Origin of the sequence: Nitrobacter hamburgensis X14, assembly GCF_000013885.1 — a bacterium.
Lineage (GTDB): Bacteria > Pseudomonadota > Alphaproteobacteria > Rhizobiales > Xanthobacteraceae > Nitrobacter > Nitrobacter hamburgensis.
This window is the reverse complement of sequence record NC_007964.1, coordinates 487,637-513,545: the sequence shown is the minus strand read 5'-3', so window position 1 is coordinate 513,545 and position 25,909 is coordinate 487,637. Positions and strand designations below refer to the sequence as shown.

Annotated in this window: 19 protein-coding genes and 1 other RNA gene; 11 read left to right on the top strand and 9 right to left on the bottom strand. The window is 63.8% G+C overall.

Annotation, left to right across the window (positions count from 1 at the left end):
• Positions 1–5: 5 nt before the first annotated feature.
• Both NHAM_RS02395 and ffs read right to left on the bottom strand, forming a co-directional pair.
• Complete coding sequence (locus NHAM_RS02395) at positions 6–1,853, bottom strand: DNA polymerase III subunit gamma/tau (RefSeq protein WP_011509056.1); 1,848 nt, start codon at positions 1,851–1,853, stop codon at positions 6–8.
• A gap of 107 nt (positions 1,854–1,960) precedes the next feature.
• Positions 1,961–2,057, bottom strand: an RNA gene (gene ffs, locus NHAM_RS24415) — signal recognition particle sRNA small type.
• Positions 2,058–2,194: 137 nt separating this feature from the next.
• Between ffs and NHAM_RS02390 the strand changes: the two genes are divergently transcribed.
• The 3 genes from NHAM_RS02390 (at position 2,195) to NHAM_RS02380 (ending at position 4,350) form a co-directional block, all read left to right on the top strand.
• Positions 2,195–2,611 carry an HIT domain-containing protein gene (locus tag NHAM_RS02390; protein ID WP_011509055.1) on the top strand — a complete coding sequence of 139 codons (417 nt, stop codon included), beginning with the start codon at positions 2,195–2,197 and terminating at the stop codon, positions 2,609–2,611.
• 221 nt (positions 2,612–2,832) lie between these two features.
• Entirely contained in the window at positions 2,833–3,759 is a 927-nt protein-coding gene (locus NHAM_RS02385; protein ID WP_011509054.1) for a sugar kinase, read from the top strand.
• 81 nt (positions 3,760–3,840) lie between these two features.
• The gene (locus NHAM_RS02380; protein ID WP_011509053.1) at positions 3,841–4,350 is read left to right on the top strand and encodes an Lrp/AsnC family transcriptional regulator; all 510 of its coding nucleotides are present in this window, start codon (positions 3,841–3,843) and stop codon (positions 4,348–4,350) included.
• A gap of 84 nt (positions 4,351–4,434) precedes the next feature.
• On the opposite strand, the gene NHAM_RS02375 is transcribed toward NHAM_RS02380, so the two are convergent.
• The 4 genes from NHAM_RS02375 to hrpB all read right to left on the bottom strand — a co-directional run bounded on the left by NHAM_RS02375 (position 4,435) and on the right by hrpB (position 10,006).
• Positions 4,435–5,934 (bottom strand): phosphomannomutase/phosphoglucomutase, encoded by a 1,500-nt coding sequence (locus NHAM_RS02375; protein ID WP_011509052.1) that lies wholly within the window; start codon positions 5,932–5,934, stop codon positions 4,435–4,437.
• A 144-nt stretch (positions 5,935–6,078) separates the two neighbouring features.
• Entirely contained in the window at positions 6,079–6,606 is a 528-nt protein-coding gene (locus tag NHAM_RS02370) for a TIGR02281 family clan AA aspartic protease (RefSeq protein ID WP_011509051.1), read from the bottom strand.
• 110 nt (positions 6,607–6,716) lie between these two features.
• Positions 6,717–7,427 (bottom strand): MgtC/SapB family protein, encoded by a 711-nt coding sequence (locus tag NHAM_RS02365; RefSeq protein ID WP_011509050.1) that lies wholly within the window; start codon positions 7,425–7,427, stop codon positions 6,717–6,719.
• An 89-nt stretch (positions 7,428–7,516) separates the two neighbouring features.
• Positions 7,517–10,006, bottom strand: a complete 2,490-nt coding sequence (gene hrpB, locus NHAM_RS02360; RefSeq protein ID WP_011509049.1) for an ATP-dependent helicase HrpB — start codon at positions 10,004–10,006, stop codon at positions 7,517–7,519.
• A 186-nt stretch (positions 10,007–10,192) separates the two neighbouring features.
• Here hrpB and NHAM_RS02355 point away from each other — a divergent pair, with 186 nt between their 5' ends.
• From NHAM_RS02355 to rocF, 7 genes are all read left to right on the top strand, one after another.
• Positions 10,193–11,239, top strand: coding sequence for an acyltransferase family protein (locus NHAM_RS02355; RefSeq protein WP_011509048.1), 1,047 nt, complete (start codon positions 10,193–10,195; stop codon positions 11,237–11,239).
• 170 nt (positions 11,240–11,409) lie between these two features.
• Positions 11,410–14,454 (top strand): DNA polymerase I, encoded by a 3,045-nt coding sequence (gene polA / locus NHAM_RS02350; protein WP_011509047.1) that lies wholly within the window; start codon positions 11,410–11,412, stop codon positions 14,452–14,454.
• Between the two features lie 21 nt (positions 14,455–14,475).
• Positions 14,476–15,111, top strand: a complete 636-nt coding sequence (locus tag NHAM_RS02345) for a LysE family translocator (protein WP_011509046.1) — start codon at positions 14,476–14,478, stop codon at positions 15,109–15,111.
• Positions 15,112–15,210: 99 nt separating this feature from the next.
• Positions 15,211–15,774, top strand: a complete 564-nt coding sequence (pyrE, locus tag NHAM_RS02340) for an orotate phosphoribosyltransferase (protein WP_041357610.1) — start codon at positions 15,211–15,213, stop codon at positions 15,772–15,774.
• Between the two features lie 227 nt (positions 15,775–16,001).
• The gene (locus tag NHAM_RS02335; RefSeq protein ID WP_011509044.1) at positions 16,002–17,003 is read left to right on the top strand and encodes a Ku protein; all 1,002 of its coding nucleotides are present in this window, start codon (positions 16,002–16,004) and stop codon (positions 17,001–17,003) included.
• A gap of 266 nt (positions 17,004–17,269) precedes the next feature.
• Positions 17,270–19,984: a DNA ligase D gene (gene ligD / locus NHAM_RS02330; RefSeq protein WP_041357608.1), complete on the top strand. Its 2,715-nt coding sequence runs from the start codon at positions 17,270–17,272 to the stop codon at positions 19,982–19,984.
• Entirely contained in the window at positions 19,981–20,958 is a 978-nt protein-coding gene (gene rocF, locus NHAM_RS02325; RefSeq protein WP_011509041.1) for an arginase, read from the top strand. Before ligD ends, rocF begins: the two co-directional genes overlap by 4 nt.
• A 124-nt stretch (positions 20,959–21,082) precedes the next feature.
• Here rocF and bla read toward each other — a convergent pair whose 3' ends face one another.
• The 3 genes from bla to NHAM_RS02310 form a co-directional block, all read right to left on the bottom strand.
• Positions 21,083–21,976, bottom strand: coding sequence for a class A beta-lactamase (bla, locus tag NHAM_RS02320; protein WP_011509040.1), 894 nt, complete (start codon positions 21,974–21,976; stop codon positions 21,083–21,085).
• A gap of 254 nt (positions 21,977–22,230) precedes the next feature.
• Positions 22,231–23,847, bottom strand: a complete 1,617-nt coding sequence (locus tag NHAM_RS02315) for a phosphoenolpyruvate carboxykinase (protein ID WP_011509039.1) — start codon at positions 23,845–23,847, stop codon at positions 22,231–22,233.
• A gap of 180 nt (positions 23,848–24,027) precedes the next feature.
• Positions 24,028–24,771 (bottom strand): HugZ family protein, encoded by a 744-nt coding sequence (locus tag NHAM_RS02310; RefSeq protein WP_011509038.1) that lies wholly within the window; start codon positions 24,769–24,771, stop codon positions 24,028–24,030.
• A 213-nt stretch (positions 24,772–24,984) separates the two neighbouring features.
• Between NHAM_RS02310 and NHAM_RS02305 the strand changes: the two genes are divergently transcribed.
• A complete protein-coding gene (locus NHAM_RS02305; RefSeq protein WP_011509037.1) occupies positions 24,985–25,686 on the top strand; it encodes a response regulator transcription factor in 702 nt (233 codons plus the stop codon).
• Positions 25,687–25,909: the final 223 nt, after the last annotated feature.

The following is a 25,909-nucleotide window of genomic DNA, read 5'->3' as shown; positions in this document are numbered from 1 at the left end:
TTTTGCTATTCGTCGCCGCCGTCGAAGCCGTCGGCCTGATCGTCAGGAACGGTATCGGAATCCGGCGGCGACAAAGCGAGCTTTCGCACCTCGACCACTTTGGCGCCGGGAAAACGCGCCAGCACGTCCTTCACGCGCGGATCGGCCTCGGCGGCGCGCTCCCGCTCGTTCTTTTGCAGCAGCGCCTGCGAGCGCAGCGTCGGCTGGCCGGGCTCGTTGGAGACGATCACGGTCCAGCGCCGGCCCGTCCACTGCTCCAGCTTGCGCGCGAGTTCGTTCACCAGCGTGCGCGCCGCGCTGCGTTCGAGCGCGACCTCGAGCCGGCCGTCTTCCATGCGGACAAGGCGCATGTCGGCCTCGAGCGCGGCCTTGATGATCAGATCGCGCTTTTCGCCGGCGAGCGCCACGAGTTCGGTAAAACTCTCGAGCCGCACCGCCGGCACCGCCCCCGTCGGATCGACCATCGGCGTGATCGCCTGCGGGCGGGACGCCGGCTCTGCGGCGGCGCGCGGCGCCGACAAGGTACGCGCGGCCGACGATTGGGCCGACGACATCGATCCGGGAGCCGGCCTTTGCGGCGCGGCGTTGTTCGGGACAACCGGCGATTCGCCGCCGTTCCGATCCAGCATCCGGATCGCTTCATCCGGCGTCGGAAGATCCGCCACATAGGCGATGCGCACCAACACCATTTCGGCTGCCGCCGCCGGCCGCGTCGCGCCCTGGACTTCGGTGATGCCTTTCAGCAGCATCTGCCACATCCGCGACAGCACGCGCATCGACAGTTTTGCGGCAAAATCGCGGGCGCGCAGGCGTTCGGTTTCGCCGAATGCAATATTGTCGGCGAGCGCCGGAACGATCTTGATGCGAGTCACGAAGTTGACGAACTCGGCGAGATCACTGAGCACCACGACCGGATCGGCGCCGGTATCGTACTGGTCACGAAATTCGCGGAACGCGCTCGCGATATCGCCCCGCGCCAGCGAATAGAACAGATCGATGACCCGGGTGCGGTCCGCGAGGCCCAGCATCTGCCGGACAGCATCGGCCCGGACCACGCCGGCGGCGTGAGCGATGGCCTGGTCGAACAGCGACAGCGAATCGCGCACCGAGCCTTCGGCCGCCCGCGCCACGATGCCGAGCGCTTCCGGCTCGACCTCGACATTCTCTTTCGCCGCGATGTTGCCGAGGTGCGTCACCAGGACATCCGCATCGACACGCTTGAGATCGAAGCGCTGGCAGCGCGACAGCACCGTCACCGGCACTTTTCGGATTTCGGTGGTCGCGAACACGAACTTGGCGTGCTCCGGCGGTTCTTCCAGCGTCTTCAGAAACGCGTTGAAGGCTGCCGTCGACAGCATGTGAACTTCGTCGATGATGTAGACCTTGTAGCGCGCACTTGAAGGCGCATAGCGCACGCTGTCGTTGATCTGCCTGACATCGTCGACGCCGGTATGGGAGGCAGCGTCCATTTCCAGCACATCGATGTGCCGGCTTTCCATGATGGCCTGGCAGTGAACGCCAAGCTTCGGCATCCGGATGGTCGGTCCCTTCACCGAACCGTCCGGCAATTCGTAATTCAGCGCGCGGGCGAGAATACGCGCGGTGGTGGTTTTCCCCACGCCGCGTACGCCAGTCAGGATCCAGGCCTGCGGGATCCGTCCGGTCTCAAAAGCATTGGACACGGTGCGCACCAGCGCCTCCTGTCCGATGAGATCGTCAAAGCTGGCGGGACGGTATTTGCGCGCCAACACACGGTAGGCGGCACCAGACTCGGACGGCCCCACGCCGAGATCGAATCCGCTCTGGCCGGCGGCGCCATCGGTGGAAGTCGCGGGATTGCCAGCATCGGTCATTGAGCGATCCGCAATTTTTCTCTCTCGAAGCCGGCTTGCGGAACAACTGGAGCGGCCTTTCGGGCCAGGCCGGAATCCGGCGCTGGCATGGCTCGTCCAAAAAACAGGTAGGAGACTGACGAGCGACCCGATCCGGACCTCGTTAGGGCTGCTTCCTTCCGGACCTGACCCGATTGGCGAGTGGCTCGTCCACCGCCAATCTCCCGATCCCTATTTGGGGCCAAAAGGACCGGAAAGCAAGCGGCACGCAGGTATCCGGCCATCCGGGTTCCGGCCATTGACCTGTGCAGGTCGCCGGGCCAGCTTGCACCGGCACGCCTTGATTAAAGTGTTCGCAAACAATGTCCGCAATCTGGTCGCTTCACCCGCAGCTCGACAGCGACACGGTCGCAATCGGCGATCTGCCGCTCTGCCGGCTGCTGCTCAGCAAGGACCCCAACTATCCCTGGCTCATCCTGGTCCCAAGACAGCCCGACGCGGTCGAGATCATCGACCTCGATCCGGACGCGCGTACGCGTCTGATGACCGAGATCGGTCAGGTCTCGGAAGCGCTCAAGGACATCACCGGTTGCGACAAGCTGAATGTGGCCGCGCTCGGCAATCAGGTGCCGCAACTCCATGTCCACGTCATCGCGCGTCGCATAGGCGACGCCGCGTGGCCGCGCCCGGTCTGGGGCGCTGTGCCCGCGCGCGAATACGATGCGGCAGGGCTTGAGGCATTCATCAATGCGATCCGGCGCAGGATAGGGCTGGGTTAGACCAATTGTCAGGACTCTATAGCGTTTTCGAGCGAAGCATGTCCTCGGGCTTGACCCGAGGATGGATACTGGTTCGCGTGAAGAAAACGCGTCAAATCAAAATCATAGAGCCCCGCTTCTGATTTTATTAGAAGCGGAAAGGCTCTGGCCGGCGGAGCGTGAGCGAAAACGTGCCGATTTAACCGCTTGTCTCGACCTTCCTCATCGGCAAGGATTCCCGCATGATAAAAAAACCACGCATCCTGTGTATTGGCATTCCGGTGCGCGACATGACCTTTCGCGTACAGGGCCTGCCGGCGCGCGGTTTCAAGGTCGGCGCCGAGCATTTCGAGGAAATCGCCGGCGGCAACGCGCTCAACGCGGCCATCGCCATCTCCAGACTCGGCGGCCTCGCGGCGTTCTGCGGTCCGATGGGCGACGCCGGCGAAACATCCAGCCGCTACATCTTCGACAAGGCCGCGGAACTCGGCATCGGGATGCGGGACATCGTCCACATGCCGGGTCTGGTGACACCGATCTCCACTGTCATGATCGATCCCGGCGGCGAGCGCACCATCATCACCTTCCGCGACCCGGAATTGTGGAAGGTGCGACTGCCGGACCCCGACAAGCTGCTTGAGGACTGTGACGCGATCCTGACAGAGAATCGCTGCGCCGCATTTTGCACCGGTCTCTGTGCCGAAGCGCACCGGCGCGGTATCCCCGTCGTGGTCGATGTCGATTCCGCCATGTCGATGCGGGAGGGTCTGCTGACCGCATCGTCACATCTGATTTTCTCCAGCGAAGCGCTCCAGGCCACGGCCGGTGTCGCCGACGATGCGGCGGCGCTGCAGAAGCTCGCCAGGGCCACCTCGTCATTCCTTGCCGGAACGCGCGGGGCGCAGGGCACGGTGTGGCTCGATCCGAACGGCGCTCTCCGGCAGACTCCAGCCTTTCCGGTCCACACCGTGGACACGCTGGGCGCCGGGGACGTCTTCCATGGTGCGTTCGTTCTCGCCATCACCGAAAAGCAGGACGTGCAGGAGGCGCTCAGGTTTGCCTCCGCCGCAGCCGCTATCAAATGTACCCGCTTCGGCGGGGCCTTCGCCTGCCCGCAACGTCCTGAAGTGGAAGCGCTTTTGCGACAGGCGGCCTCGACCTCCGCATAGTCCGGGCTGACCGCTCTTGCGTTGGAATATTTGTCTATATATGAGGTTGAACAACTTCAATATTGGAACAATGTTCTAATCATGAGCGACATCGCCCTCCAGCCTCCTGAGTCCGGCCGTCGCCTCGACGCCATCGACCGCAAGATCCTGACCGTGCTCCAGGAGGACGCGTCCCTGTCCGTGGCCGAGATCGGCGATCGGGTCGGGTTGTCCTCGACTCCTTGCTGGAAACGGATCCAGCGGCTCGAAGCGGACGGCATCATCCTGCGCCGGGTCGCGCTGGTCGACCAGAACAAGATCGGGCTCGGCATTTCGGTGTTCGTGTCGGTGGAAAGCGGCGACCACTCCGACGCATGGCTGAAGACGTTCGCCGATGCGGTCAGCGCGATGCCCGAGGTGATGGAACTCTACCGCATGGCGGGCGACGTCGATTACATGCTGCGCGTCGTGGTCGCCGACATGGCCAGCTACGACCTTTTTTACAAGAAGCTGATCAGCGCCGTGGCGCTGAAGAACGTTACTTCGCGATTCGCGATGGAAAAGATCAAATCGGTGACGGCGCTGCCGGTGCCGGCAGCAAGCGCGGTGTAGCGATTTCAATCGTCATACGCGGGCTTGATCCGCGCATCCGTCATCTGATGGATTGCTGGATCAAGTCCGGCAATGACGCCTCTGTCAGATCTTCTGATTGTATTCGCCAACTTCCGGATGGGTGCGCAGCACGCTGTCCATCGCCTCGAACATGTCGCGCATCCGCTGCTCGGAGACCGGGCTTTCGACCACCACCACCAGTTCGGGCTTGTTCGACGAAGCCCGCACCAGCCCCCAGCTTCCGTCCTCCACTGTGACCCGGACGCCGTTGACGGTGACGAGATCGCGGGTCGGCTGGCCGGCCACTTTGTCGCCGTTGGCTTTGGCCGCCTCGAAATGCTTCACCACGCTGTCGACGATGCCGTATTTGGCTTCGTCGGCGCAATGCGGCGACATGGTCGGTGACGACCAGGTTTTGGGCAAGGCGTTCTTCAGATCGGCCAGCGATTTGCCGGCGGCGCGATCGAGCATGTCGCACACGGCGATCGCCGAGATCAGGCCGTCGTCGTAACCGCGGCCCATAGGCGCGTTGAAGAAGAAGTGGCCGGATTTCTCGAAACCGGCGAGCGCGCCGAGTTCATTGGTGCGCCGCTTCATGTAGGAATGACCGGTTTTCCAGTAGGTCGCGCTGGCGCCCTGCTGCTGCAACACCGGATCGGTGACAAACAGGCCGGTCGACTTCACATCGACCACGAAATGCGCATCCTTGTGTATCGCCGACATGTCGCGCGCCAGCATCACGCCGACCTTGTCGGCGAAGATTTCCTCGCCGGTGTTGTCGACCACACCGCAACGGTCGCCGTCGCCGTCGAAGCCGAGGCCGACATCGGCCTTGTGTTCGAGCACCGCGTCGCGGATCGCGTGCAGCATCTTCATGTCTTCGGGATTCGGATTGTACTTCGGGAAGGTGTAATCGGGCTCGGTATCGAGCGGGATCACCTCGCAGCCGATCGCCTCCATCACGGCAGGCGCGAAGGCGCCGGCGGTACCGTTGCCGCATGCCACGACCGCCCTGAGCTTGCGCTTCAGCTTCGGGCGCTTGGTCAGGTCGGCGATGTAGCGCGCCGGAAAATTCTCGTGAAACTGATAGCCGCCGCCGATTGTGTTGGCGAAGGCGGCTTCGAGCACGATCTCCTTCAGCCGCGTCATCTCGTCGGGGCCAAAGGTCAGGGGCCGGTTGGCGCCCATCTTGACGCCGGTCCAGCCGTTGTCGTTGTGCGACGCCGTCACCATGGCGACGCAGGGGACGTCGAGCTCGAACTGCGCAAAATACGCCGTCGGCGTCATGCACAGTCCGATATCGTGGACCTTGCAGCCGGATGCCAGCAGGCCGGAGATCAGCGCGTATTTGATCGACGACGAATAACTGCGGAAATCATGACCGGTGACGATTTCCTTCTTCTGCCCGAGCTCGCCGATCAGCGTGCCGAGCCCCATGCCCAGCGCCTGAATGCCCATCAGGTTGATTTCCTTGCCGAACAGCCAGCGCGCGTCGTATTCGCGAAAGCCGGTTGCCTTCACCATCGGCTCGGATTCATAGGCATAGGTGTTCGGCGCCAGAACGGGTTTCGGCTTCGGAAACATGCAGATGGCCTCGTTAGGGAAAGGACGTGACTACAACGAAAGTGCAGCCTTGTGCGGGGGGCCGGTTTGAGCGGCAATTGCGGCATAATTCGCAACGGCACAGCAGCGCGCGGCACCGCAGCTGAAATCAACGGCGCCGCCGGTCTATTGTTCCAGCAGCATCCGCCCGTTCGCGAATTCGAAGCGCTTGAGCCTGGATAAAAACGACAGGCCAAGCAGGTTTTCCGACAGCGCCTCGTCAGGCAGCACCATGGCATCGACATCGCGCACGATGAGACCGCCGACGTCAACCATGGCGAGCCGGGTGCGCGCCGCCTTGACCTTGCCGTTGGCCGTGGTCACCTGCGTGGTGTAGTCGTTTTGCGAGGGCCGCACGCCGATCCGTGCCGCCGAGGTTTCGTTGAGCGCGATCACCGACGCACCGGTATCGACCATGAAGCCGATGCGCTGGCCGTCGATCCGGCCTTCGGTCTGGAAGTGGCCGCGGCCGTCGCGTGCGATGCTGACACTGCGGCTATCGGCCTGGGTGTTATCCTGAATCGCGGTAAATGCCGTCTGCTGCGCGGGGGTGGTGACCCGCGCCGCCGCGGTTGCGGTCATCTTGTCGGCCAGTTGCGCCATATAGGTGCCGGCACCGATCAGAAGCGCGGCAAAAATCATCAGATTACGCATGGCGCATACTCACTGATACACGACGACGACGTTCGTTATTTGGGAAAACGATGAGCGAAGCGTTAACGCGGGAGTCTTTGACGCGGGGCAGTGACGCAATCGAGAAAATTCTAGCGGCCGTTTTCGGTGGTCAGGGCGAACACCTTGACCTCATAGTGCTGCCGGATCAGCGCCAGCAGATCGGCCGGCGGCGTCGATCGCTCGGCGCGCCGCCACGAGATATCGAATGAGCAATCGATCGACCCGTCATCGCGCCGTTCGACCTCCGCGAAGCGCGCGCGATAGCCGAGTCCGCCGGTCAGGCGCGGCAGCTCAATCATCGCACGCATCTCCGTGTCGGCCGTCACGGTCAATCTGGCGCGGTGCTCGCGGGGAATCGCGCGGTCCACCCATTGCAGCGCCCACAGGGTGATGACGGCCAGCACGGTGGTAATCATGCCAATTACCAGTTGACCGCCCCCCAGACAGAGGCCGATCACCGTCATCAGCCACAACGTTGCCGCGGTGGTGATCCCGGTGATGAGATCGCCTTTCTTGACGATGGTCCCGGCGCCGATGAAGCCGACGCCGGTGAGGATGCCGAGCGGCAAACGCAAGACGTCCATCACGGCGAAGGACTCGGGCGTCCTGCCGCTCGTCGACAGCAGGATGTTGGTCTGGATCATGGCGACCGAGGCGGCAAGTCCGACCAGAATGATGGTGCGAAATCCCGCCGCGTGCCCCCGCGCGCCCCGATCGAAACCGACGATGCCGCCTGCAATCATCGTCAAGGCGAGACGGATCGCGATGTCGGACCAGGTCGGTTGCAACGGCATGTCCATGGGGAGAGGCCTCGGAGCGAGACCCTTGTTAACGCTGCGAGGCCGGTACAGGTTCCCGGCGAAAACAGGCGGCGAGACGTCAACGCTCCTCAGGTCCCACGCGGCTTGACCCGTCGCGTCGGCGGCGCGTTCGCCGGGTCGTCCGGCCAGGGGTGCCTGGGATAGCGTCCGCGCAGATCGGAGCGAACGGCGGCATAGCTGCCGCGCCAGAAGCCCGGCAGGTCGCGCGTCACCTGAACCGGGCGATGCGCCGGCGACAGCAATTCCAGAACCAGCGGCACCCTGCCTTGCGCGATCGACGGATGCGCCGTCAGGCCGAACAGCTCCTGCAATCGCACAGTGATGGTCGGCCCCTGCTCCGCTTGATAATCAATCGCCAGCATCGTGCCGGTCGGCGCCTCGAAATGAGTCGGCGCCTCGCGCTCCAGCCGCGCGCGCAAATTCCACGGCAGCAGCGCCATCAGCGCGTCCGATAGATCGCCGGGGGAAAAATCCTTCAACGACGTTGCGTCTGATAGGGCAGGCACCAGCCAGGTTTCGATTTCGGCTGCAAGCCCCGTATCGGAGAGATCGGGCCACCCCTCCCGCTGCGCCGCGCGCAGGAACATCACGCGGTCGCGCCACTGCTTCAGCGGTTTCGACCAGGGCAGGCGATCCAGCCCCGCACCCGTCAGGCCTTCCGCGAGGATGCGCGCCGCCGCCATCGACGGAACGACCGCCAGCGGCGCCTCGGAGAGCGTGATCGCGTGCAGCCGCTTCCGTCTCCGCGCCCGCAACGCCATCGCCGCGCGGTCGAACACGACCTCGTCGTCGGTCTCGATCTGGTTCGCGAAGCGCAATTCGATGTCCGTTTGTGTGATCGGCGCGGCCAGCAGAATCCGGCCGCTGGCGGCGGTGCCGGTCAGTTCGGCGACGGCGATATAGGGCCTTCGCGCCAACGCGGACGCCGGATCGACCGACGCGCCGCGGCCGTTAACGAGCACGAACGAGCCGTTACCGCGATTGCGCGCCACGCGATCGGGAAACGCGAAGGCCAGCATAACGCCGGTGGACGGAATGGCTTCTCCCTGCCCCCTCTGGTGGGGAGGGGTCAAAGGAGCCGCCACCTGCGATGCCCACCGCTCCGCGAGTTGCCTTGCGCCGGCGGCGCGCGGCGAACGGTCGCGGCGGAAATTGTCGAGCCGCGCCTCGAGATCGACGCTGTCGCCGCCGAGTCCGCGCTCGGTCAGCACCGCTGCGATATCGGCGGCCTCGCGACCCGCGCCGAGACGATGCGAATCCACGATCATGCGAGCCAGCCGTGGCGGCAACGCCAGCGCCCGCAGGCTTTTGCCCTCATCAGTGATGCGGCCGTCGGCATCGAGCGCACCGAGCTCGCGCAGCAGGCTCCGCGCTTCGTTCAATGCCGGCGCGGGCGGGGAATCGAGAAAGGTCAGCGCCGCCGGATCGCTGACGCCCCATTGCGCGAGATCCAGCACCAGCGTCGACAGATCGGCGCTGAGGATTTCCGGCTGCGTGTAGGCGGCAAGCGAGGCGGTTTGCGGCTCGTCCCACAGCCGATAGCAGACGCCGGGCTCGGTGCGGCCGGCGCGGCCGCGACGCTGATCCACCGCGGCGCGCGAGGCGCGGATCGTCTCAAGCCGCGTCAGCCCGATGTCCGGCTCGTAGCGCGGCACCCGCGCCATCCCGGAATCCACCACGATGCGGACGCCCTCGATGGTCAGCGAGGTCTCGGCGATGGAGGTCGCCAGCACCACCTTGCGATGGCCTTTCGGGGCCGGCGCGATGGCGCGATCCTGCGTTGCTGCGTCGAGCGCGCCGAACAGCGGCACAATCTCGACCGATGCGTCGTGCACCCGCTCGGCGAGCATATTTTGCGTACGGCGGATTTCGGCCGCGCCCGGCAGGAACGCCAGCACCGAACCGGCTTCAGTGCGCAGCGCCACCGCGATCGCGTCAGCCATCTGCCGCTCCAGCGGCGCATCCGGCTTGCGGCCGAGATAGCGCGTCTCGACCGGGAAGGCGCGGCCTTCGCTTTCGATCACTGGCGCATCGCCGAGACGCTTTGCTATCCGCGCGCCGTCGATGGTCGCGGACATCACGAGGATGCGCAAGTCCTCCCGCAAGCCGGTCTGCACGTCGCGCGCGAGCGCAAGCCCCAAATCGGCATCGAGCGAGCGCTCGTGAAACTCATCGAACAGCACCGCGGCGACGCCGGTCAGTTCGGGATCGTCGAGAATCTGCCGCGAGAAGATTCCCTCGGTGACGACCTCGATGCGGGTCGCGCGCGAGACTTTCGAGCCGAAGCGCACGCGATAGCCCACGGTCTCGCCGGCGCGCTCGCCCAGCGTCTTCGCCATCCGCTCCGCGCTGGCGCGCGCCGCGATCCGGCGCGGCTCCAGCACGATGATCTTTTTGCTCTTGGTCCAGGACGCATCGAGCAGCGCCAGCGGCACCCGCGTCGTCTTGCCGGCGCCGGGCGGCGCCACCAGCACCGCCGTATTGCTCGCGCTAAGCGTCCGTCCAAGCTCGTCGAGCACGACGTCGATGGGAAGCGGTGAGGCAAACGTTTTCGTCAAGGATCGGTCCGGGGCGCGGGCATGGTTAACGGAGGAGCCGCCCGCTCTTAGCGCACGGCCAGCACGCGGGCAAAGTCCTCCACCCGATCACGATCCCATGAAACCCGGCACATTATTTGATTGGGGAAAGGAGAATGAAACCGATCCTCCTGTAAACGCGGCCAATCGCGCCGAAAAGGGACACCCATGACCGGAAACGGCACAGCTTCGCTGAAAAACGAACGGGTCGACTGGGTCGACTACGCCAAGGGCATCTGCATCATCATGGTTGTCATGATGCATTCGGTGCAGGGGGTCGAAAAGGCCGTCGGGCAGGACGGCTTCATGCATCTGGTGGTCGAATTCGCAAAGCCGTTCCGGATGCCGGACTTCTTCCTGATTTCCGGCCTGTTCCTGCCGCTCGTCATTAACCGCGACTGGCGGACCTATCTCGACCGCAAGGTCGTGCACTTTGCCTACTTTTACCTGCTGTGGACCGCGATCCAGTTCGGCTTCAAGGCGCCCCACTTTGCCGCCGAGGTGGGCTGGCCGGGCGTCATCCATCTCTATCTGATGTCGTTCATCGATCCGTTCGGCACGCTGTGGTTCATCTATCTGCTGCCGGTGTTCTTCGTGGTCATCAAGGCCACGCGCCGGATCTCGCCATGGGCAATCTGGGGCGCTGCCGCGGCGCTCGAGATGGCGCACATCTCCACCGGCTGGACCGCTATCGACGAATTCGCCGCGCGCTTCGTCTACATCTATTCCGGCTACCTGTTCGCGAGCCATGTGTTCGCGCTGTCGAACCGCGCCCGCGCCTATCCGGCATGGGCGCTGGCGGCACTGGCGTTGTGGGCGGTCACCAATGCCGGCCTCGTCTATACCGGCGCCAGCGAATGGCCCATCATCTCGCTCGCGCTCGGGCTGGTGGGCGCCGGCGCCATCATCACTATCGGCACGCTGCTGGCCAAAATGCACTGGCTGGACGCCGTGCGCTATTGCGGCGAGCATTCCATCGTCATCTATCTCGCCTTCTTCCTGCCCATGGCCGCCTCGCGCACGATTCTGCTGAAAGCGGGCCTCATCCACGATATCGGCCTGATCTCGCTGATCGTCACCATCGTCGGCGTGATCGGCGCGGTGCTGATCTGGTGGGCCTGCCGCAACACACGGGCGAACTTCCTGTTCGAGCGTCCCGACGCCTTCTGGATCGCGCCGAAAAAGCGCGCGGCCGCGATTCAGGCCGCCGAGTAAGGCAACACGGTCGCCGCGCCAACGGACGTCATCCCCGCGAAAGCGGGGAACCAGCAATCGCCCGGTCAAACCGGGCGATGACTCAAAGCCTATGGTGATATGCCCGACAATACCGATCGCGATCCTCCTCGGAGGCTGTCTTTCGCCGCAAAAATCCTTAAGTTGCGGCCATGCCCAAGAAGCCCACCCCTGCCACCAAGCCCGTACCCACTCCCGCCGCCGCGGAAGCTGTGACCGTGAAGTCCGCGGCCGCGACCAAGTCAGACATGCAGGGCAAGCACGTCTTTCTGGTCGACGGCTCCTCCTACATCTTCCGCGCCTATCACGCGCTGCCGCCGCTGAACCGCAAATCCGACGGCTTGCAGGTCAACGCGGTGCTCGGCTTCTGCAACATGCTGTGGAAGCTGTTGCGCGACATGCCGAAGGACGACAAGCCGACCCACCTTGCGATCATCTTCGACAAGTCCGAGGTGACGTTCCGCAACAAGCTCTATCCCGCCTACAAGGCGCATCGGCCGCCCGCGCCCGACGACCTGATCCCGCAATTCGCGCTGATTCGCGAGGCCGTGAAGGCGTTCGATCTGCCCTGCATCGAGCAGGGCGGGTTCGAGGCCGACGACCTGATCGCGACCTATGTGCGGCAGGCGTGCGAACGCGGCGCAACCGCGACCATCGTCTCCTCGGATAAGGATCTGATGCAGCTCGTCACCGATTGCGTCACCATGTTCGACACCATGAAGGACCGCCGCCTCGGCATCGCCGAGGTGATCGAGAAATTCGGCGTACCGCCGGAAAAAGTCGTCGAGGTGCAGGCACTGGCCGGCGACAGCGTCGACAACGTGCCGGGCGTGCCGGGCATCGGCGTCAAGACCGCGGCGCAGCTCATCACCGAATACGGCGACCTCGAAACGCTGCTGGCGCAGGCCTCCGAGATCAAGCAGCCGAAGCGACGCGAGGCGCTGATCGAAAACGCCGAGAAGGCGCGCATTTCGCGGCAACTGGTGCTGCTCGACGACCACGTCGCGCTCGACGTGCCGCTGGACGACCTCGCCGTGCAGGAGCCCGATGCACGCAAGCTGATCGCTTTCTTGAAGGCGATGGAATTCACCACGCTGACCAAGCGCGTCGCCGACTATTCCGAGGTCAACGCGGCCGAGATCGAGCCAGACAGGAAAAACGCCAGCGGCGCGTCTTCCACAGCAGCCAAGGCATCCGCAGAGGCCGTCACCAGCGACTTGTTCGGCAGCGACGGTGTCGCGAAGGCGACATCGGCCGGCAGGACAAGGGCGACGAGCGACACGGCGATCAAGACGCCGCAGGCCCTCGCCGCGGCGCGCCTCGAAGCGGTTCGAAAACTGCCGGTCGATCGCACACAATACGAAACCATCCGCACGCTCGACCGGCTGCAGCACTGGATCGCCCGCATCGCGAACCATGGCAGTTTCGTCGTCGAAGCGCTGGCGCCGACAATAGACCCTATGCAGGCCGAATTGTCCGGCATCGCGCTGGCGCTCGCGCCGAACGCGGCGTGCTACGTCCCGCTCAACCACAAGCAGGCCGGCGACAGCGCCGGTCTGTTCGCCGCCGGCCTTGCGCCCGATCAGATCGCGATCCGTGACGCGCTCGACCTGCTAAAGCCGCTCCTCGAATCCGGCGGCCACCTGAAGGTCGGCTTCAACGTCAAGTTCACCGCCGTGCTGCTCGCGCAACACGGCATCGTCATGCAGAACAACGACGACGTCGAGCTGATTTCCTACGCGCTCGATGCCGGACGCGGCGCCCACGATCTCGAAGCGCTGGCGCAGCGCTGGCTCGATCACACGGCCTTGAACTATGGCGAACTGATCGGCAGCGGCAGGAACAAGCTTGCCTTCGATCAGGTGACGATCGATCGCGCCACGACTTACGCGGCGGAGTACGCCGCCCTGACCTTGCGGCTGTGGCAGGTGTTGAAGCCGCGGCTGGTCGCCGAGCGTATGAATTCTGTCTACGAGACGCTGGAACGGCCGATGATTGCGACGCTGGCGCGGATGGAGCGGCGCGGCATCACCATCGACCGGCAGGTGCTGTCGCGCCTGTCTGGCGAATTCGCGCAGACCGCGGCGCGACTGGAAGCCGAAATCCAGAAGCTTGCCGGCGAGCCGATCAATGTCGGCAGCCCGAAGCAGATCGGCGAGATCATGTTCGGCAAGATGGGCTTGCCGGGCGGCAGCAAGACCAAGACCGGCGCATGGTCCACCTCGGCGCAAATCCTGGACGACCTCGCCGAGCAGGGCCACGACTTCCCGCGCAAGATTCTCGACTGGCGGCAGGTTTCAAAACTGAAATCGACCTATACCGACGCGCTGCCGGAATACGTCAATCCGCAGACCAGCCGCGTGCACACCACCTATGCGCTCGCCGCCACCACCACCGGGCGGCTGTCGTCGAACGAGCCCAACCTGCAGAACATTCCGGTGCGCAATGAGGAAGGGCGAAAAATCCGCCGCGCCTTCATCGCCACGCCCGGCCACAAGCTGGTCTCGGCCGACTACTCCCAGATCGAACTGCGGCTGCTCGCCGAGATCGCCGACATCCCGGTGTTGAAACAAGCGTTCCGCGACGGGCTCGACATTCACGCCATGACGGCGTCGGAAATGTTCGGCGTGCCGGTGACGGGCATGCCGGGCGAAATCCGCCGCCGCGCCAAGGCCATCAATTTCGGCATCATCTACGGTATCTCGGCGTTCGGCCTCGCCAACCAGCTCGGCATCCCGCGCGAGGAAGCCGGCACCTACATCAAGAAATATTTCGAGCGCTTTCCCGGCATCCGCGCCTACATGGACGCGACCCGCGACTTCTGCCGCGAGCACGGTTATGTCGAAACGCTGTTCGGACGCAAATGTCACTATCCGGACATCAAGTCGCCGAACCCGTCGCACCGCGCCTTTAACGAGCGCGCCGCGATCAATGCGCGATTGCAGGGCACCGCCGCCGACATCATCCGCCGCGCCATGGTGCGGATGGACGATGCGCTGGCGGCGAAGAAGCTGTCCGCGCGAATGCTGCTGCAGGTCCACGACGAACTGATTTTTGAAGTGCCAGACGACGAGGTGGCCGCGACACTGCCGGTCGTCCAGCATGTGATGCAGGACGCGCCGTTCCCGGCGATGCTGCTGTCGGTGCCGTTGCAGGTCGACGCCCGCGCCGCCGACAACTGGGACGAGGCGCATTAAAACATGCCGACGGCCTGACCGATGGGCGGCATTTTCACCAGCCCGCTCGCCGCCTTCGCGCTGACCTCGCTCGTCATCGAGATGACGCCGGGGCCGAATATGGCGTATCTCGCCGCGCTGTCGCTGTCGCAAGGTATCCGCGCCGGCCTCGCCGCCGTCATCGGCGTCGCGCTCGGCCTCGCCGTTTATGGCGCGGCGGCTGCGCTCGGTCTCAGCGCGGCGATCGACAATTCGCCGCTGCTTTACGAGGTGCTGCGCTGGGGCGGCGTCGTCTATCTGCTGTGGCTCGCCTGGGAGGCGTGGGCGAACGAAGCGGAGACTTCCCCGGAAAACACCGGTGATCTCGACGCCCGGCCCGGACAGGCGTTTCGCCGCGGCCTCGTCACCAATCTGCTCAATCCCAAAGCGGCGGTATTCTATGTCGCGGTGCTTCCGGACTTCATCCAGATCGGCAGAGGGTCGGTCGCGATGCAGACGCTGATGTTGTCGGCGCTCTATGTCGGCATCGCCACGCTGGTCCATCTCGTCATTGTGCTGCTGGCCTCGCGCCTGCAAAGCGTGATCCAGACGCCGGACAAGCGCAGGACCATCCGGCGCGTGCTGGCGGTGGCGCTTGCCGCCATCGCCATCTGGTTCGCCCTCAGCACCGGCCGCTAATCGTTCCGCATTGAAGTGTTGATGGGCGCGCCGAATAGTGGTTCACCCTCCCGATCGCCGCTAGATTGTGTTTCTCTCATCAACCGTTCGAGTCTGTCCGTGTCCCACACCACCTCCCGCGCCCGCCTCGCCGAGATCATCCGCACGCGCTCGTTCGGGCGCGGCGAAATCACACTCGCCTCGGGCCGCAAGAGCGATTTCTACTTCAACCTGAAGCCGACCATGCTCGATCCCGAGGGTGCGGCGCTGCTCGCGGAACTGAGCTTCGAGGCGCTCAAGGACGACAGGCTCGACTACATCGGCGGCCTCGAGATGGGCGCGGTGCCGCTCGCCGGCGCCATCGCGCAGTTGTCGTGGCTGAAAAATCAACCGATCGCCGCGTTCTTCGTGCGCAAGAAGCCGAAGGAGCACGGCGCGCGGCTGGCGGTGGAAGGTCTCGCCAAGGGCGAGAGCCTGAAAGGCAAGCGCGTCGTCATCGTCGAGGACGTCACCACCACCGGCGGCTCCGCCATCAAGGCCGTGGACTCGGTGCGCGAGGCCGGCGGCGAGATCGTGCTGGTCTTCACCATGGTGGATCGCGAGGAAGGCGCGGCGGAAACCTTCGCGCAGGCCGGGGTGCAGTTCCGCGCACTGTACAAGGCGAGCGAATTCCTCAAATCGTGATCGCCGGCCGGCATCCGGCAAAAACGCCCGGCCCGGCCGCTTGAATCCTTTCAGGGTCGCCGCGTGGACTCCGCTTGCCGCCACACAGCAAATAGCCCGTTTCACGACCAGCCACGGACTCTGCCAGGAACATAACTAGAACACATCGTGACCCGGAACGTTTCGCCGCTGATGATGTTGAATCCGCTTCTGTCGGTTTCCGGCCCGTCGCGTATGGAGTTTGTTCGATGGCCCCGCGTGCGAACTGGAAAGGCTTCTTGCGCCTTTCGCTCGTGACCTGTCCGGTCGCCCTGTTTCCGGCGACCTCGGAGTCGGAGAAGGTCAGCTTCAACCAGATCAATCGCAAGACCGGGCATCGCATCAAGTATCAGAAAGTCGATGCCGAAACCGGCGAGGACGTCGACACCGGGGACATCGTCAAGGGCTACAAGATCGACACCGACAGCTATCTTGAGGTGACCAGGGACGAACTGGACAACATCGCGCTGGACTCCACCCACACCATCGAGATCGACCAGTTCGTGCCGCGCGCCGAGATCGACGACCTCTATATCGTCAGGCCTTATTATCTCGTGCCGGACGGCAAGGTCGGCCACGACGCCTATGCCGTGATCCGCGACACCATCAAAACCACCGGCAAGATCGCGCTGGCGCGGGTGGTGCTGACCAATCGCGAGCATGTCATTGCGCTGGAGGCGCGCGACAACGGGCTGGTCGGCCTGCTGCTGCGCTATCCTTACGAGGTGCGCGACGCGGCCGATTATTTCGACGTCATCAAGGACGCGAAAATCACCAAGGACATGCTCGATCTCGCCAGGCATATCGTCGAGCAGAAGTCTGGCCACTTCGAGCCGACCGCTTTCGAGGATCACTATGAGGCGGCGCTGCTCGACCTGATCGAGCAGAAGAAGGCCGGGCACCCGATCGCGAAAGCCAAGGTCAGGACCGAAGGCAACGTCATCAATCTGATGGACGCCTTGCGGCAGAGCCTCAAGAGCGGCAGATCTGCACCGGCCGCAGGCGAGGCAGCTCCGGTGAAGGGCAAGAAATCCAGAAAGCGCGTCGAAGGCCAGCGCGAGATGCTGTTTCCGATCGAGGGCAAGAAGGCCGCCGCGAAGGAGACCAAGCGGAAGCCCGCGAAGCGCCCGGCCAAGACGTCTGGTGCGAAGACATCTACCACGAAGACGCCTGCTGCGAAGGCTTCCACCGCGAAGCGCAAGGCCGGTTAGCCGGCCGCGCCGATGCGCAAGCTGATCGCCTTCGACGACGAGACCATGGCGGCGCTGACGCAACTCAGCCGCGACCGCATGGCGACTTTTCAGGATCTGGCCGACGAGGCTTTCGCCGATCTTCTGAAAAAGCACGGCATCCCGATCGACCTTAAGGACGCCCTGCGCAAGAGCGCGGGCGTCAAAAAGAAAAAATCATGGCCGCGCGGCACCCGCGCGCCTGTTCGGACGTTGCACACCTCTGATCCCTCATTGGAACCAACGCCGTGCCCTCCCGAAAACTCACCACCTACCGCAACAAGCGCGACTTTACGAAAACCGCCGAACCGAGCGGCAAGGCGCGCGGCGCGGTCTCGAAGCAGCGGCGCTTCGTGATCCAGATGCACGACGCCACCCGGCTGCATTACGACTTCCGTCTCGAATATGACGGGGTGTTCAAGTCCTGGGCGGTGACGCGCGGCCCCTCGCTCGATCCAGCCGAGAAGCGGCTGGCGGTGGAGGTCGAGGATCACCCGCTCGACTACGGCGACTTCGAGGGTACCATCCCGAAAGGCCAGTATGGCGGCGGCACCGTGGAGATCTGGGACCGCGGCTATTGGTATGCCGACGATCCGGCGAAGGGTCTCGCCAAGGGCGACCTCAAATTCGCGCTGATGGGCGAGAAGCTCAAAGGCGAATGGGTACTGGTGCGCATGAAGCACGATCGCAGCGGCGGCAAGCGCACCAACTGGCTGCTGATCAAGCACCGCGACGACTATGCCAAACCCGGCACGGGCGAGGAGGTACTGAAGCACGACCGCTCGGTTGCGTCGGGGCGAACGCTCAGACAGATCGCGGAGGGCAAGGGCAAGGCACCGGAGCCATTCATGATGACCAGACGGATCGCCGGTTCGGATGCGGTGTGGGATTCAAACAAGGGCGTTGCTGCCAAGGCGCGCGACAGGAACTCGAAACATTCAGCGGTAAAGACGAGTGCCAAACCTGCTTCAGCCCGCAAGCGATTACCAACGAAGGCGAAGGCCAACGCGATCAAGAGCGAGATGCCGGACTTCGCCGGGCTTCAACTCTGCAAGACGTCGACGCGCCCGCCGTCGGCGGACGGCTGGGTGCATGAGATCAAATTCGACGGCTACCGCATCCAGATGCGGATCGAGAACGGTGACGTGACGCTCAAAACTCGCAAGGGCCTCGACTGGACCGACAAGTTTCCGGCCATCGCAAGCGCGGCTACGAAATTGCCCGACGCCATCATCGACGGCGAGATCGTTGCATTGAACCAACATGGCGATCCGGACTTCTCGGCCATGCAGGCCGCGCTGTCCGAAGACAAGACCGACGAACTGGTGTTCTTTGCCTTCGACCTGCTGTTCGCCGAGGGTGAGGATTTGCGCCCGCTGTCGCTGCTCGCGCGCAAGGAACGGCTTCGTCAATTGCTGGGACGTTCTGCAAAATCAGCCCGTGCGTCGATCCGCTACGTCGAACATTTCGATGCCGATGGCGCGCAGGTCCTGGACACCGCGCGTGAGGCGGGACTTGAGGGCATCATCTCAAAACGGGCCGACGAGCCCTATCGCGCCGGCCGCGGCGGAAGCTGGCTCAAGAGCAAAAGCCGCGCCGGCCATGAGGTGGTGATCGGCGGCTGGAAGACGACAAGCGGAAAATTCCGCTCGCTGATGGCCGGCGTCTACAACGGCGACTACCTTGTCTATACTGGAATCGTCGGCACCGGCTACGGCCGCGACACTGTCAAGCGCATCATGCCGGCGCTGAAGGCGGCTGCCGCCTCGAAGAGTCCATTCTCCGGCAACAACGCACCGCCGGGCGGTCCCGAGGTGCATTGGCTGAAGCCTGAACTCGTTGCCGAGATCGAATTCGCCGGCTGGACCGCCGACGGCATGGTTCGGCAGGCGGCCTTCAAGGGATTGCGCGCAGACAAGCCGGCCCGCGAGGTCAAGGCGGAGGCGCCGTCCCATGCGACGGTCCCAAGGCTCAACGCGACAAGGCTCGCCGCGAGCGCTGCGGCCGCAGCGCGCGCTGATACGACGACATCGCGCCAGCCGCGCGCACCTGCGGCGCGGGATCGCTCGACGGTCATGGGCGTTGCGATCTCGCACCCGGACAAGGCGCTGTGGCCGGATGCCGGCGACAAGCAGCCGGTCACCAAGCGCGACCTTGCCGCGTACATGGAAACGGCCGGCGACTGGATCATCCAGCACATCCGCGGGCGGCCGTGTTCGATCGTGCGCGCTCCCGACGGCATCGGCGGCGAGACCTTCTTCCAGCGTCACGCCATGCCGGGCCTGTCCGATCTCGTCACCGAAGTGAAGGTGTCCGGCGACCGGAAGCCTTATCTGCAGATCGACCGCGTCGAAGGCCTGATCGCGGTGGCGCAGATCGGCGGGCTCGAACTGCATCCGTGGAATTGCGCGCCCGATCAATATGACGTGCCGGGGCGGCTGGTGTTCGACCTCGATCCGGCGCCGGACGTCGCATTCCCGGATGTGATCGCGGCTGCCAAGGAGATGAAGCAACGCCTCGAGACGCTCGGGCTTGAAACCTTCTGCAAGACCACCGGCGGCAAGGGCCTGCATGTGGTCACGCCGCTTGCAATCACGCAGAAGAACAGGTTGAACTGGAAGCAAGCCAAAATGTTCGCGCAGGCCGTCTGCGAACAAATGGCAACCGATACACCCGATAAATATCTCATCACCATGTCGAAGAAGCAGCGCGAGGGCAAAATCTTTCTCGATTATCTTCGCAACGACACCAAATCGACCGCGGTCGCGCCTCTGTCGCCGCGCGCGCGCCCTGGCGCCACCGTGTCGATGCCGCTGAACTGGTCGCAGGTGAAAGCCGGCCTCGATCCGAAACGCTTCACGCTCCGCACCGCGCCGGACCTCCTGAAAAAGAGCAAGGCCTGGTCGGGCTACGACGAGGCCGCGCGTCCGCTGGCCGCTGCGATCGGAAAGCTGGTCCGATGACGGACGCCGGTGGCGGCCGGGTCGGAAGGGTCGCGCTGCTCGGCGTTCCCATCGACATGGGCGCAGCACAACGCGGCACCTTGATGGGGCCGGCGGCGCTGCGCATCGCAGGCATCAAGCCGGTGCTGGAAAGCCTGAGCATTGACGTGTTGGATCACGGCGACATCTCCATCGCTCAAGTTGCGCCGGCAACCGATCAGATTCCCGCGAACGCCAACCACTACCGCGACATCCAGGCATGGACGCGCACGCTCAGCCCGCGCGCTTATGATCTGGCGAAGTCCGGTGCCATACCGATCTTTCTCGGCGGTGACCACAGCCTGTCGATGGGTTCGATCAATGGCGTCGCGCGTTACTGGCTTGAACAGGGGCGCGAATTGTTCGTGCTCTGGCTCGACGCCCATGCCGACTACAACACACCGCTGACGACGATGACCGCGAACATGCACGGCATGTCCGCTGCATTTGTTTGCGGCGAGCCCGGACTCGACGACCTGCTCGGCGAAGAGCCGCGCGCGTCGATCACGTCAGCGCATCTTGACCTGTTCGGCATCCATTCGATCGACCCGCTCGAGAAGAAGCTGGTGCATGAGCGGCGGATCGCCATTGCCGACATGCGCGCGATCGACGAGTTCGGCGTGGCGGTGCTGATGCACAGCGTCATCGAGCGAGTCAGGGCGCGCAATGGCGTGCTGCATGTCAGCTTCGATCTCGATGTGCTGGATCCCGGCATCGCGCCCGGTGTCGGCACCACCGTTCCCGGCGGCGCGACCTATCGCGAGGCGCATCTCGTCATGGAACTGCTGTACGATTCCGGATTGGTCGGTTCGGTCGATATCGTCGAGCTCAATCCGTTTCTCGACGAACGCGGGCGGACCGCGCGGGTCGCGGTCGAATTGATCGCGAGCCTGTTCGGACAGCAGATCACCGACCGTCCAACCCCAAGCAATACGCTGATGCCGGGCGGAAGCTGAAAGCGGCGCGCCGTATAGCGTTTTCCGAGCGAAGTGGATACCGGTTCGCGTGAAGAAAACGCGTCAAATCAAAATCATGGAGCCCCCACTTCTGTTTCTATCCGAAGCGGGGCTCTAGCGAAAATCATGCGAGGGCGGTCGCGACCGCGCGCCCGACGGCCGCCATGACGGCGTTTTGCCGATCTGCCGAGACCGTGGCGCCGGTGAGGTAGGCGGTTATAATAAACGGCGCCCGGTCCGGTGGCCAGATCACAGCGACATCATTTGCCGTTCCCCGCTCGCCCGTGCCGGTCTTGTCGCCGACACGCCAGCCGGCCGGCAAACCGGCGCGCAGGCGTTTGCCGCCGGTCGTGTTGGCGGCGAGCCAGCCCACGAGTTGCGCGCGCGATTTCGCCGACAGCACATCGCCCACCGCCAGCGCGCGCAGGTCGGAGGCCATCGCGTTCGGCGTGGTGGTGTCGCGCGGATCGCCCGGCGCCGCCTCGTTGAGCTCGGTCTCGATGCGGTCGAGGCGCGTCACGTCGTCGCCCAGCTTGCGCACGAAGGCAGTCAAGCCCTGCGGGCCGCCGATGCTGGCAAGCAGCAGATTGCCCGCGGTGTTGTCGCTGAGCGTGATGGCGGCCTTGCAGAGTTCAGCAACGGTGATGCCGATCGGGCCGACACGCTTGTGCGTCTCCGGCGAGTGCGTCACGAGATCGGCTTCATTGAAATAAATCCGTCGCGCGAGACTTTCCTTACCGGCATCGACACCTTGAAGAACGGCGCCCGACGCCAGCACCTTGAAGGTGCTGCACAACGGAAACCTCTCATCCATCCGATGGCCGACGCACTGACCGGTACCGGTATCGAGCAGTGTGACACCCAGCCGTCCGCCGCTTTCGGTCTCCAGCCGCTTCAATTCGTCGACAAACCTCTCCTGCAATACCGGAGCCGCCCGGACCCGGCCGGCTCGACTCATGACGACAAGCCCGACCAGACCCGCACCTGCCGCGCGCAACAATCGTCGTCTGCCGATCATTTTTGAACCGTCCTCATGGCCGTCTGCGCCGAGTTGTCCACGATGCTGCGTCAAAACATCCATTGCTCAAGACTTAGCGCTAGAGTCTGTTCAACTGCGTTGAATCAGACTCTAGCCTTATTTTTTGATTGCGCATGATCTTATCCGAAACTCCGTTTCCACTTTTCGGGATCATGCTCTAATAACAAGACTCGGGATAAAAAAGGGCGGCTGATCGGGCCGCCCTTTTGATTTCAAGAAATTGATACGCGGGCCTACTCCGCCGCCGCCCTCACCTCGGGTGCCGCCGCCCTGACCTCGGCATCGACGTCGCCCTCGAATCTGGTGAAGTTGTTCTGGAACATGCCGACCAGAGCGCACGCGGTCTTGTCGAACTCGGCCTTGTCGGCCCAGGTCTTGATCGGATCGAGGATATGCGGCTCGATGCCGGGCACCGATGTCGGCACCGCGAACCCGAAATACCTGTCGGTGCGGAATTGAACCTCGCGCAGGGAGCCGTCGAGCGCCGCGCCAAGCAGCGCGCGCGTCACCTTGATCGGCATACGACGGCCGGTACCGTATTTGCCGCCGGTCCAGCCGGTGTTGACCAGCCAGCAATCGACGTTGTGCCTCGCGATCAGCTCGCGCAGCATGTTGCCGTAAACGCTGGGATCGCGCGGCAGGAACGGCGAGCCGAAGCAGGTGGAGAATTCCGGCTGCGGCTCGTTACCGAGCCCGCGCTCGGTGCCGGCCACCTTCGCGGTATAACCGGAGAGAAAATGATACATCGCCTGCGCCGGCGTCAGCCTCGCGATCGGCGGTAGCACGCCGAAGGCGTCGGCGGCCAGCATGACCAGATTTTTCGGCTGACCCGCGCGGCCGGTCAGCGACGCGTTCGGAATGAATTCGAGCGGATAGGCCGAGCGGGTGTTCTCGGTCTTCGAGCCGTCATCGAAATCGGGCACGCGGGTGGATTCGTCGTGCACGACATTTTCAAGCACCGCGCCGAAACGTTTCGAGGCCGCATAAATCTCGGGCTCGGCCTCCTGCGACAGCTTGATGCATTTGGCGTAGCAGCCACCCTCGAAATTGAAGATGCCCTCCTTGCTCCAGCCGTGCTCGTCGTCGCCGATCAGCGTGCGTTTGGGGTCGGCGGACAACGTGGTTTTTCCCGTTCCCGAGAGGCCGAAGAAGATCGTGCTGTCACCCTCGGGACCGACATTGGCCGAGCAGTGCATCGGCAGCACGCCGTTGTCGGGCAGATAGTAATTCAGCGTGGTGAAGATGCTCTTCTTCATCTCCCCGGCATAATGAGAGCCGCCGATCAGAATGATCTTGCGGACGAAATCGATAGCCACGACATTCTCCGAGCGGACGCCGTGCCGTTCGGGGTCGGCGCGGAAGCTCGGCAGGTCGATGACGGTCAGTTCGGGAACGAAACCCGCGAGCTCCGATGTGTCCGGCCGGCGCAGCAGCGTGCGGATGAACAGCGAGTGCCAGGCCAACTCGGTGAAGACGCGGGTCGGAATCCGAAAATTCGGATCGGCGCCGCCATAAAGGTCCTGCGCGAACAGCGTCATGCCTTCGGCGTGATCGAGAAAGTCGGCATACAGCGCGGCGAATTGCTCCGGCGTGATCGACTGGTTGCCGGCCCACCATACGCTTTGATCGGTGGTCGCGTCGCGGACCGTGAATTTGTCCTTCGGGCTGCGGCCGGTGAACACGCCGGTATCCGCACAGAGCGCGCCGTCGGCATTCACCATCGCTTCGCCTTTGCGCAGCGCGTGCTCGTAGAGTTGCGGCGCGCCGAAATTCCAGTACACGGCCTCGAGATTTTTCAAGCCGAACTTGTCGGCGCCGAAGGCGCCGTTACGCACGCCCGTCTCAGGCACGGAAAAACTCCTCCTCGAACCCGCACATCGCCGGGCGCGATCCCAGCCAATCGCACCTCGGCCGCAATGATCTCATTATAACATAACCATCCGGCCCCGGTCCGGCGACCCGACATTGGTGAACGCCGGTCCTGCCAGGCCGATCCCGGCAAACCCGGTTTATTCCAGGGCGAATCCAGGTCAGTGCCGGGTCGCAGCGCGCGCCTTTTCCGCCAGTTCCTTCAAAACAACGCGAAGCTCGGCAGGAGCGACGATCCGCCGCGGAAAATCTAGCCGCAGCGCACTATGCTTGTCGGCACTGATGTCGAGGCCATCGGGATCGCAACCGGTGCAGCGCCAGTCCGCGGTCTCCGCACCGAGCAATTGCGTCGCATAAAGATTCAAGGCGTCGCGATGATCGGCGTTCATATGATCGATCGCACTCTGCTCGGCCTCGAGCAACGCCTCCGCGCCCTCTAGGCTGGTCAGAATCTTTTCCGGCTTGAGATCGACGATCCGCCCGAAGCCGGCCACCAGATGAACGCCTGTCGGCCGAATCCGGAAGAACGAAAAATCGTTGAAATCCGCAAAGGATTCCGCCGATGGGTGAGCGTTCAGATAGCGCCGGCGCAGGGTTGTCCTGAGTTCCCCGCCCGCCTCCTCGGCTGTTCCCGCGACCATGATCCGCGAGCCTTCCAGCGGATCGCCCTCGGCGCGCTCGTCCAGCATCAGCGACACCCTGGTATCGGCGATCACATTTTTGGTATGGACTGCAAGCCGCGAAATGAGAAGAATTGATGAGCCATCGTAGTGACTTGCGACATTGACGAGCGAGCAATAAGGGTCGCCGCTGCCGGTCATCAAGGTGGCAAGCGCGCCCTGCCGACTCCGGCGCAGTAGCGATCGGGCAAGGTTTGCGGCTGTGAAGTTGGCGGTCGGCTGCATGGCTTAAGTCCTCAATTTATTTGAAAAAACCACTCTCTCAGGCTAAATAGACAGCCGAAGAGGCATGGAGCGGTGGCGCCCTTCGCGCGTTTCCGGGAACTCGGTCACACTTCAGCCCAGCTTGCATTGCTCGTTGACTGCGTTCTTAAAGCCACTCCAACGGCAGACGGTCGAATTGTTCGCCTCTCGCCATCCGCTTCGGAAAGCAGGCATATGCCCACAATCGCTTTGGTCGATGACGACCGCAACATTCTCACATCGGTCTCGATCGCGCTCGAAGCCGAAGGCTATCGCATCATGACCTATACCGATGGTGCGTCGGCACTCGACGGCTTTCGCACCAGCCAGCCCGATCTCGCGATCCTCGACATCAAGATGCCGCGCATGGACGGAATGGAGACGCTGCGACGGCTGCGTCAGAAATCCGACTTGCCCGTTATTTTCCTTACCTCCAAAGACGAAGAGATCGATGAACTGTTCGGTCTCAAGATGGGTGCCGACGACTTCATCCGCAAGCCGTTCTCGCAGCGGCTGCTGGTGGAGCGCGTCAAGGCGGTGTTGCGCCGCGCCTGCCCGAAGGACCCGACAGCCGCGCCCAAGGAGAGCGACGCCAAGGCGCTCGATCGCGGCCTGCTGCGGATGGATCCGGAGCGCCACACCTGCACCTGGAAGAACGAGCCCGTCACCCTGACCGTCACGGAATTTTTGATCCTGCAGGCGCTGGCGACGCGTCCCGGCGTCGTCAAGAGCCGCAACGCGCTGATGGACGCCGCCTATGACGATCAGGTCTATGTCGACGACCGCACCATCGACAGCCACATCAAGCGGCTGCGCAAGAAGTTCAAGGTCGTCGACGACGACTTCGAGATGATCGAAACCCTCTACGGCGTGGGTTACCGCTTCAAGGAAACCTGATAAACTGTCATTTTCGGGGCGCGCCGCCCGCCGAATCCATTGCCCGAGAGCATGGATTCCCCGATGTGCGGTAGTACATCCGAGGCCTGCGCCACCGGCGTGAACGCGAAACGTTCGTCGCCCTGGGCGCATCCCCAGCGACAAACGCGGAGGCGATTGCGCGGGGAACGGCGATAATAGTGAGTTGGATGATAGTGAGTTGGGTGAAACCAACAACCGGGTA

What these genes read in the sequence shown, in the direction of transcription:
- NHAM_RS02305 (WP_011509037.1), top strand. Translation starts at nt 24,985, where the DNA reads ATGCCCACAATCGCTTTGGTCGATGACGACCGCAACATTCTCACATCG.
- rocF (WP_011509041.1), top strand. Translation starts at nt 19,981, where the DNA reads ATGACGGACGCCGGTGGCGGCCGGGTCGGAAGGGTCGCGCTGCTCGGC.
- bla (WP_011509040.1), bottom strand. Translation starts at nt 21,976, where the DNA reads ATGATCGGCAGACGACGATTGTTGCGCGCGGCAGGTGCGGGTCTGGTC.
- NHAM_RS02335 (WP_011509044.1), top strand. Translation starts at nt 16,002, where the DNA reads ATGGCCCCGCGTGCGAACTGGAAAGGCTTCTTGCGCCTTTCGCTCGTG.
- NHAM_RS02345 (WP_011509046.1), top strand. Translation starts at nt 14,476, where the DNA reads ATGGGCGGCATTTTCACCAGCCCGCTCGCCGCCTTCGCGCTGACCTCG.
- NHAM_RS02310 (WP_011509038.1), bottom strand. Translation starts at nt 24,771, where the DNA reads ATGCAGCCGACCGCCAACTTCACAGCCGCAAACCTTGCCCGATCGCTA.
- NHAM_RS02365 (WP_011509050.1), bottom strand. Translation starts at nt 7,427, where the DNA reads ATGGACATGCCGTTGCAACCGACCTGGTCCGACATCGCGATCCGTCTC.
- NHAM_RS02385 (WP_011509054.1), top strand. Translation starts at nt 2,833, where the DNA reads ATGATAAAAAAACCACGCATCCTGTGTATTGGCATTCCGGTGCGCGAC.
- NHAM_RS02390 (WP_011509055.1), top strand. Translation starts at nt 2,195, where the DNA reads ATGTCCGCAATCTGGTCGCTTCACCCGCAGCTCGACAGCGACACGGTC.
- NHAM_RS02395 (WP_011509056.1), bottom strand. Translation starts at nt 1,853, where the DNA reads ATGACCGATGCTGGCAATCCCGCGACTTCCACCGATGGCGCCGCCGGC.
- NHAM_RS02355 (WP_011509048.1), top strand. Translation starts at nt 10,193, where the DNA reads ATGACCGGAAACGGCACAGCTTCGCTGAAAAACGAACGGGTCGACTGG.
- polA (WP_011509047.1), top strand. Translation starts at nt 11,410, where the DNA reads ATGCCCAAGAAGCCCACCCCTGCCACCAAGCCCGTACCCACTCCCGCC.
- NHAM_RS02380 (WP_011509053.1), top strand. Translation starts at nt 3,841, where the DNA reads ATGAGCGACATCGCCCTCCAGCCTCCTGAGTCCGGCCGTCGCCTCGAC.
- NHAM_RS02370 (WP_011509051.1), bottom strand. Translation starts at nt 6,606, where the DNA reads ATGCGTAATCTGATGATTTTTGCCGCGCTTCTGATCGGTGCCGGCACC.
- NHAM_RS02375 (WP_011509052.1), bottom strand. Translation starts at nt 5,934, where the DNA reads ATGTTTCCGAAGCCGAAACCCGTTCTGGCGCCGAACACCTATGCCTAT.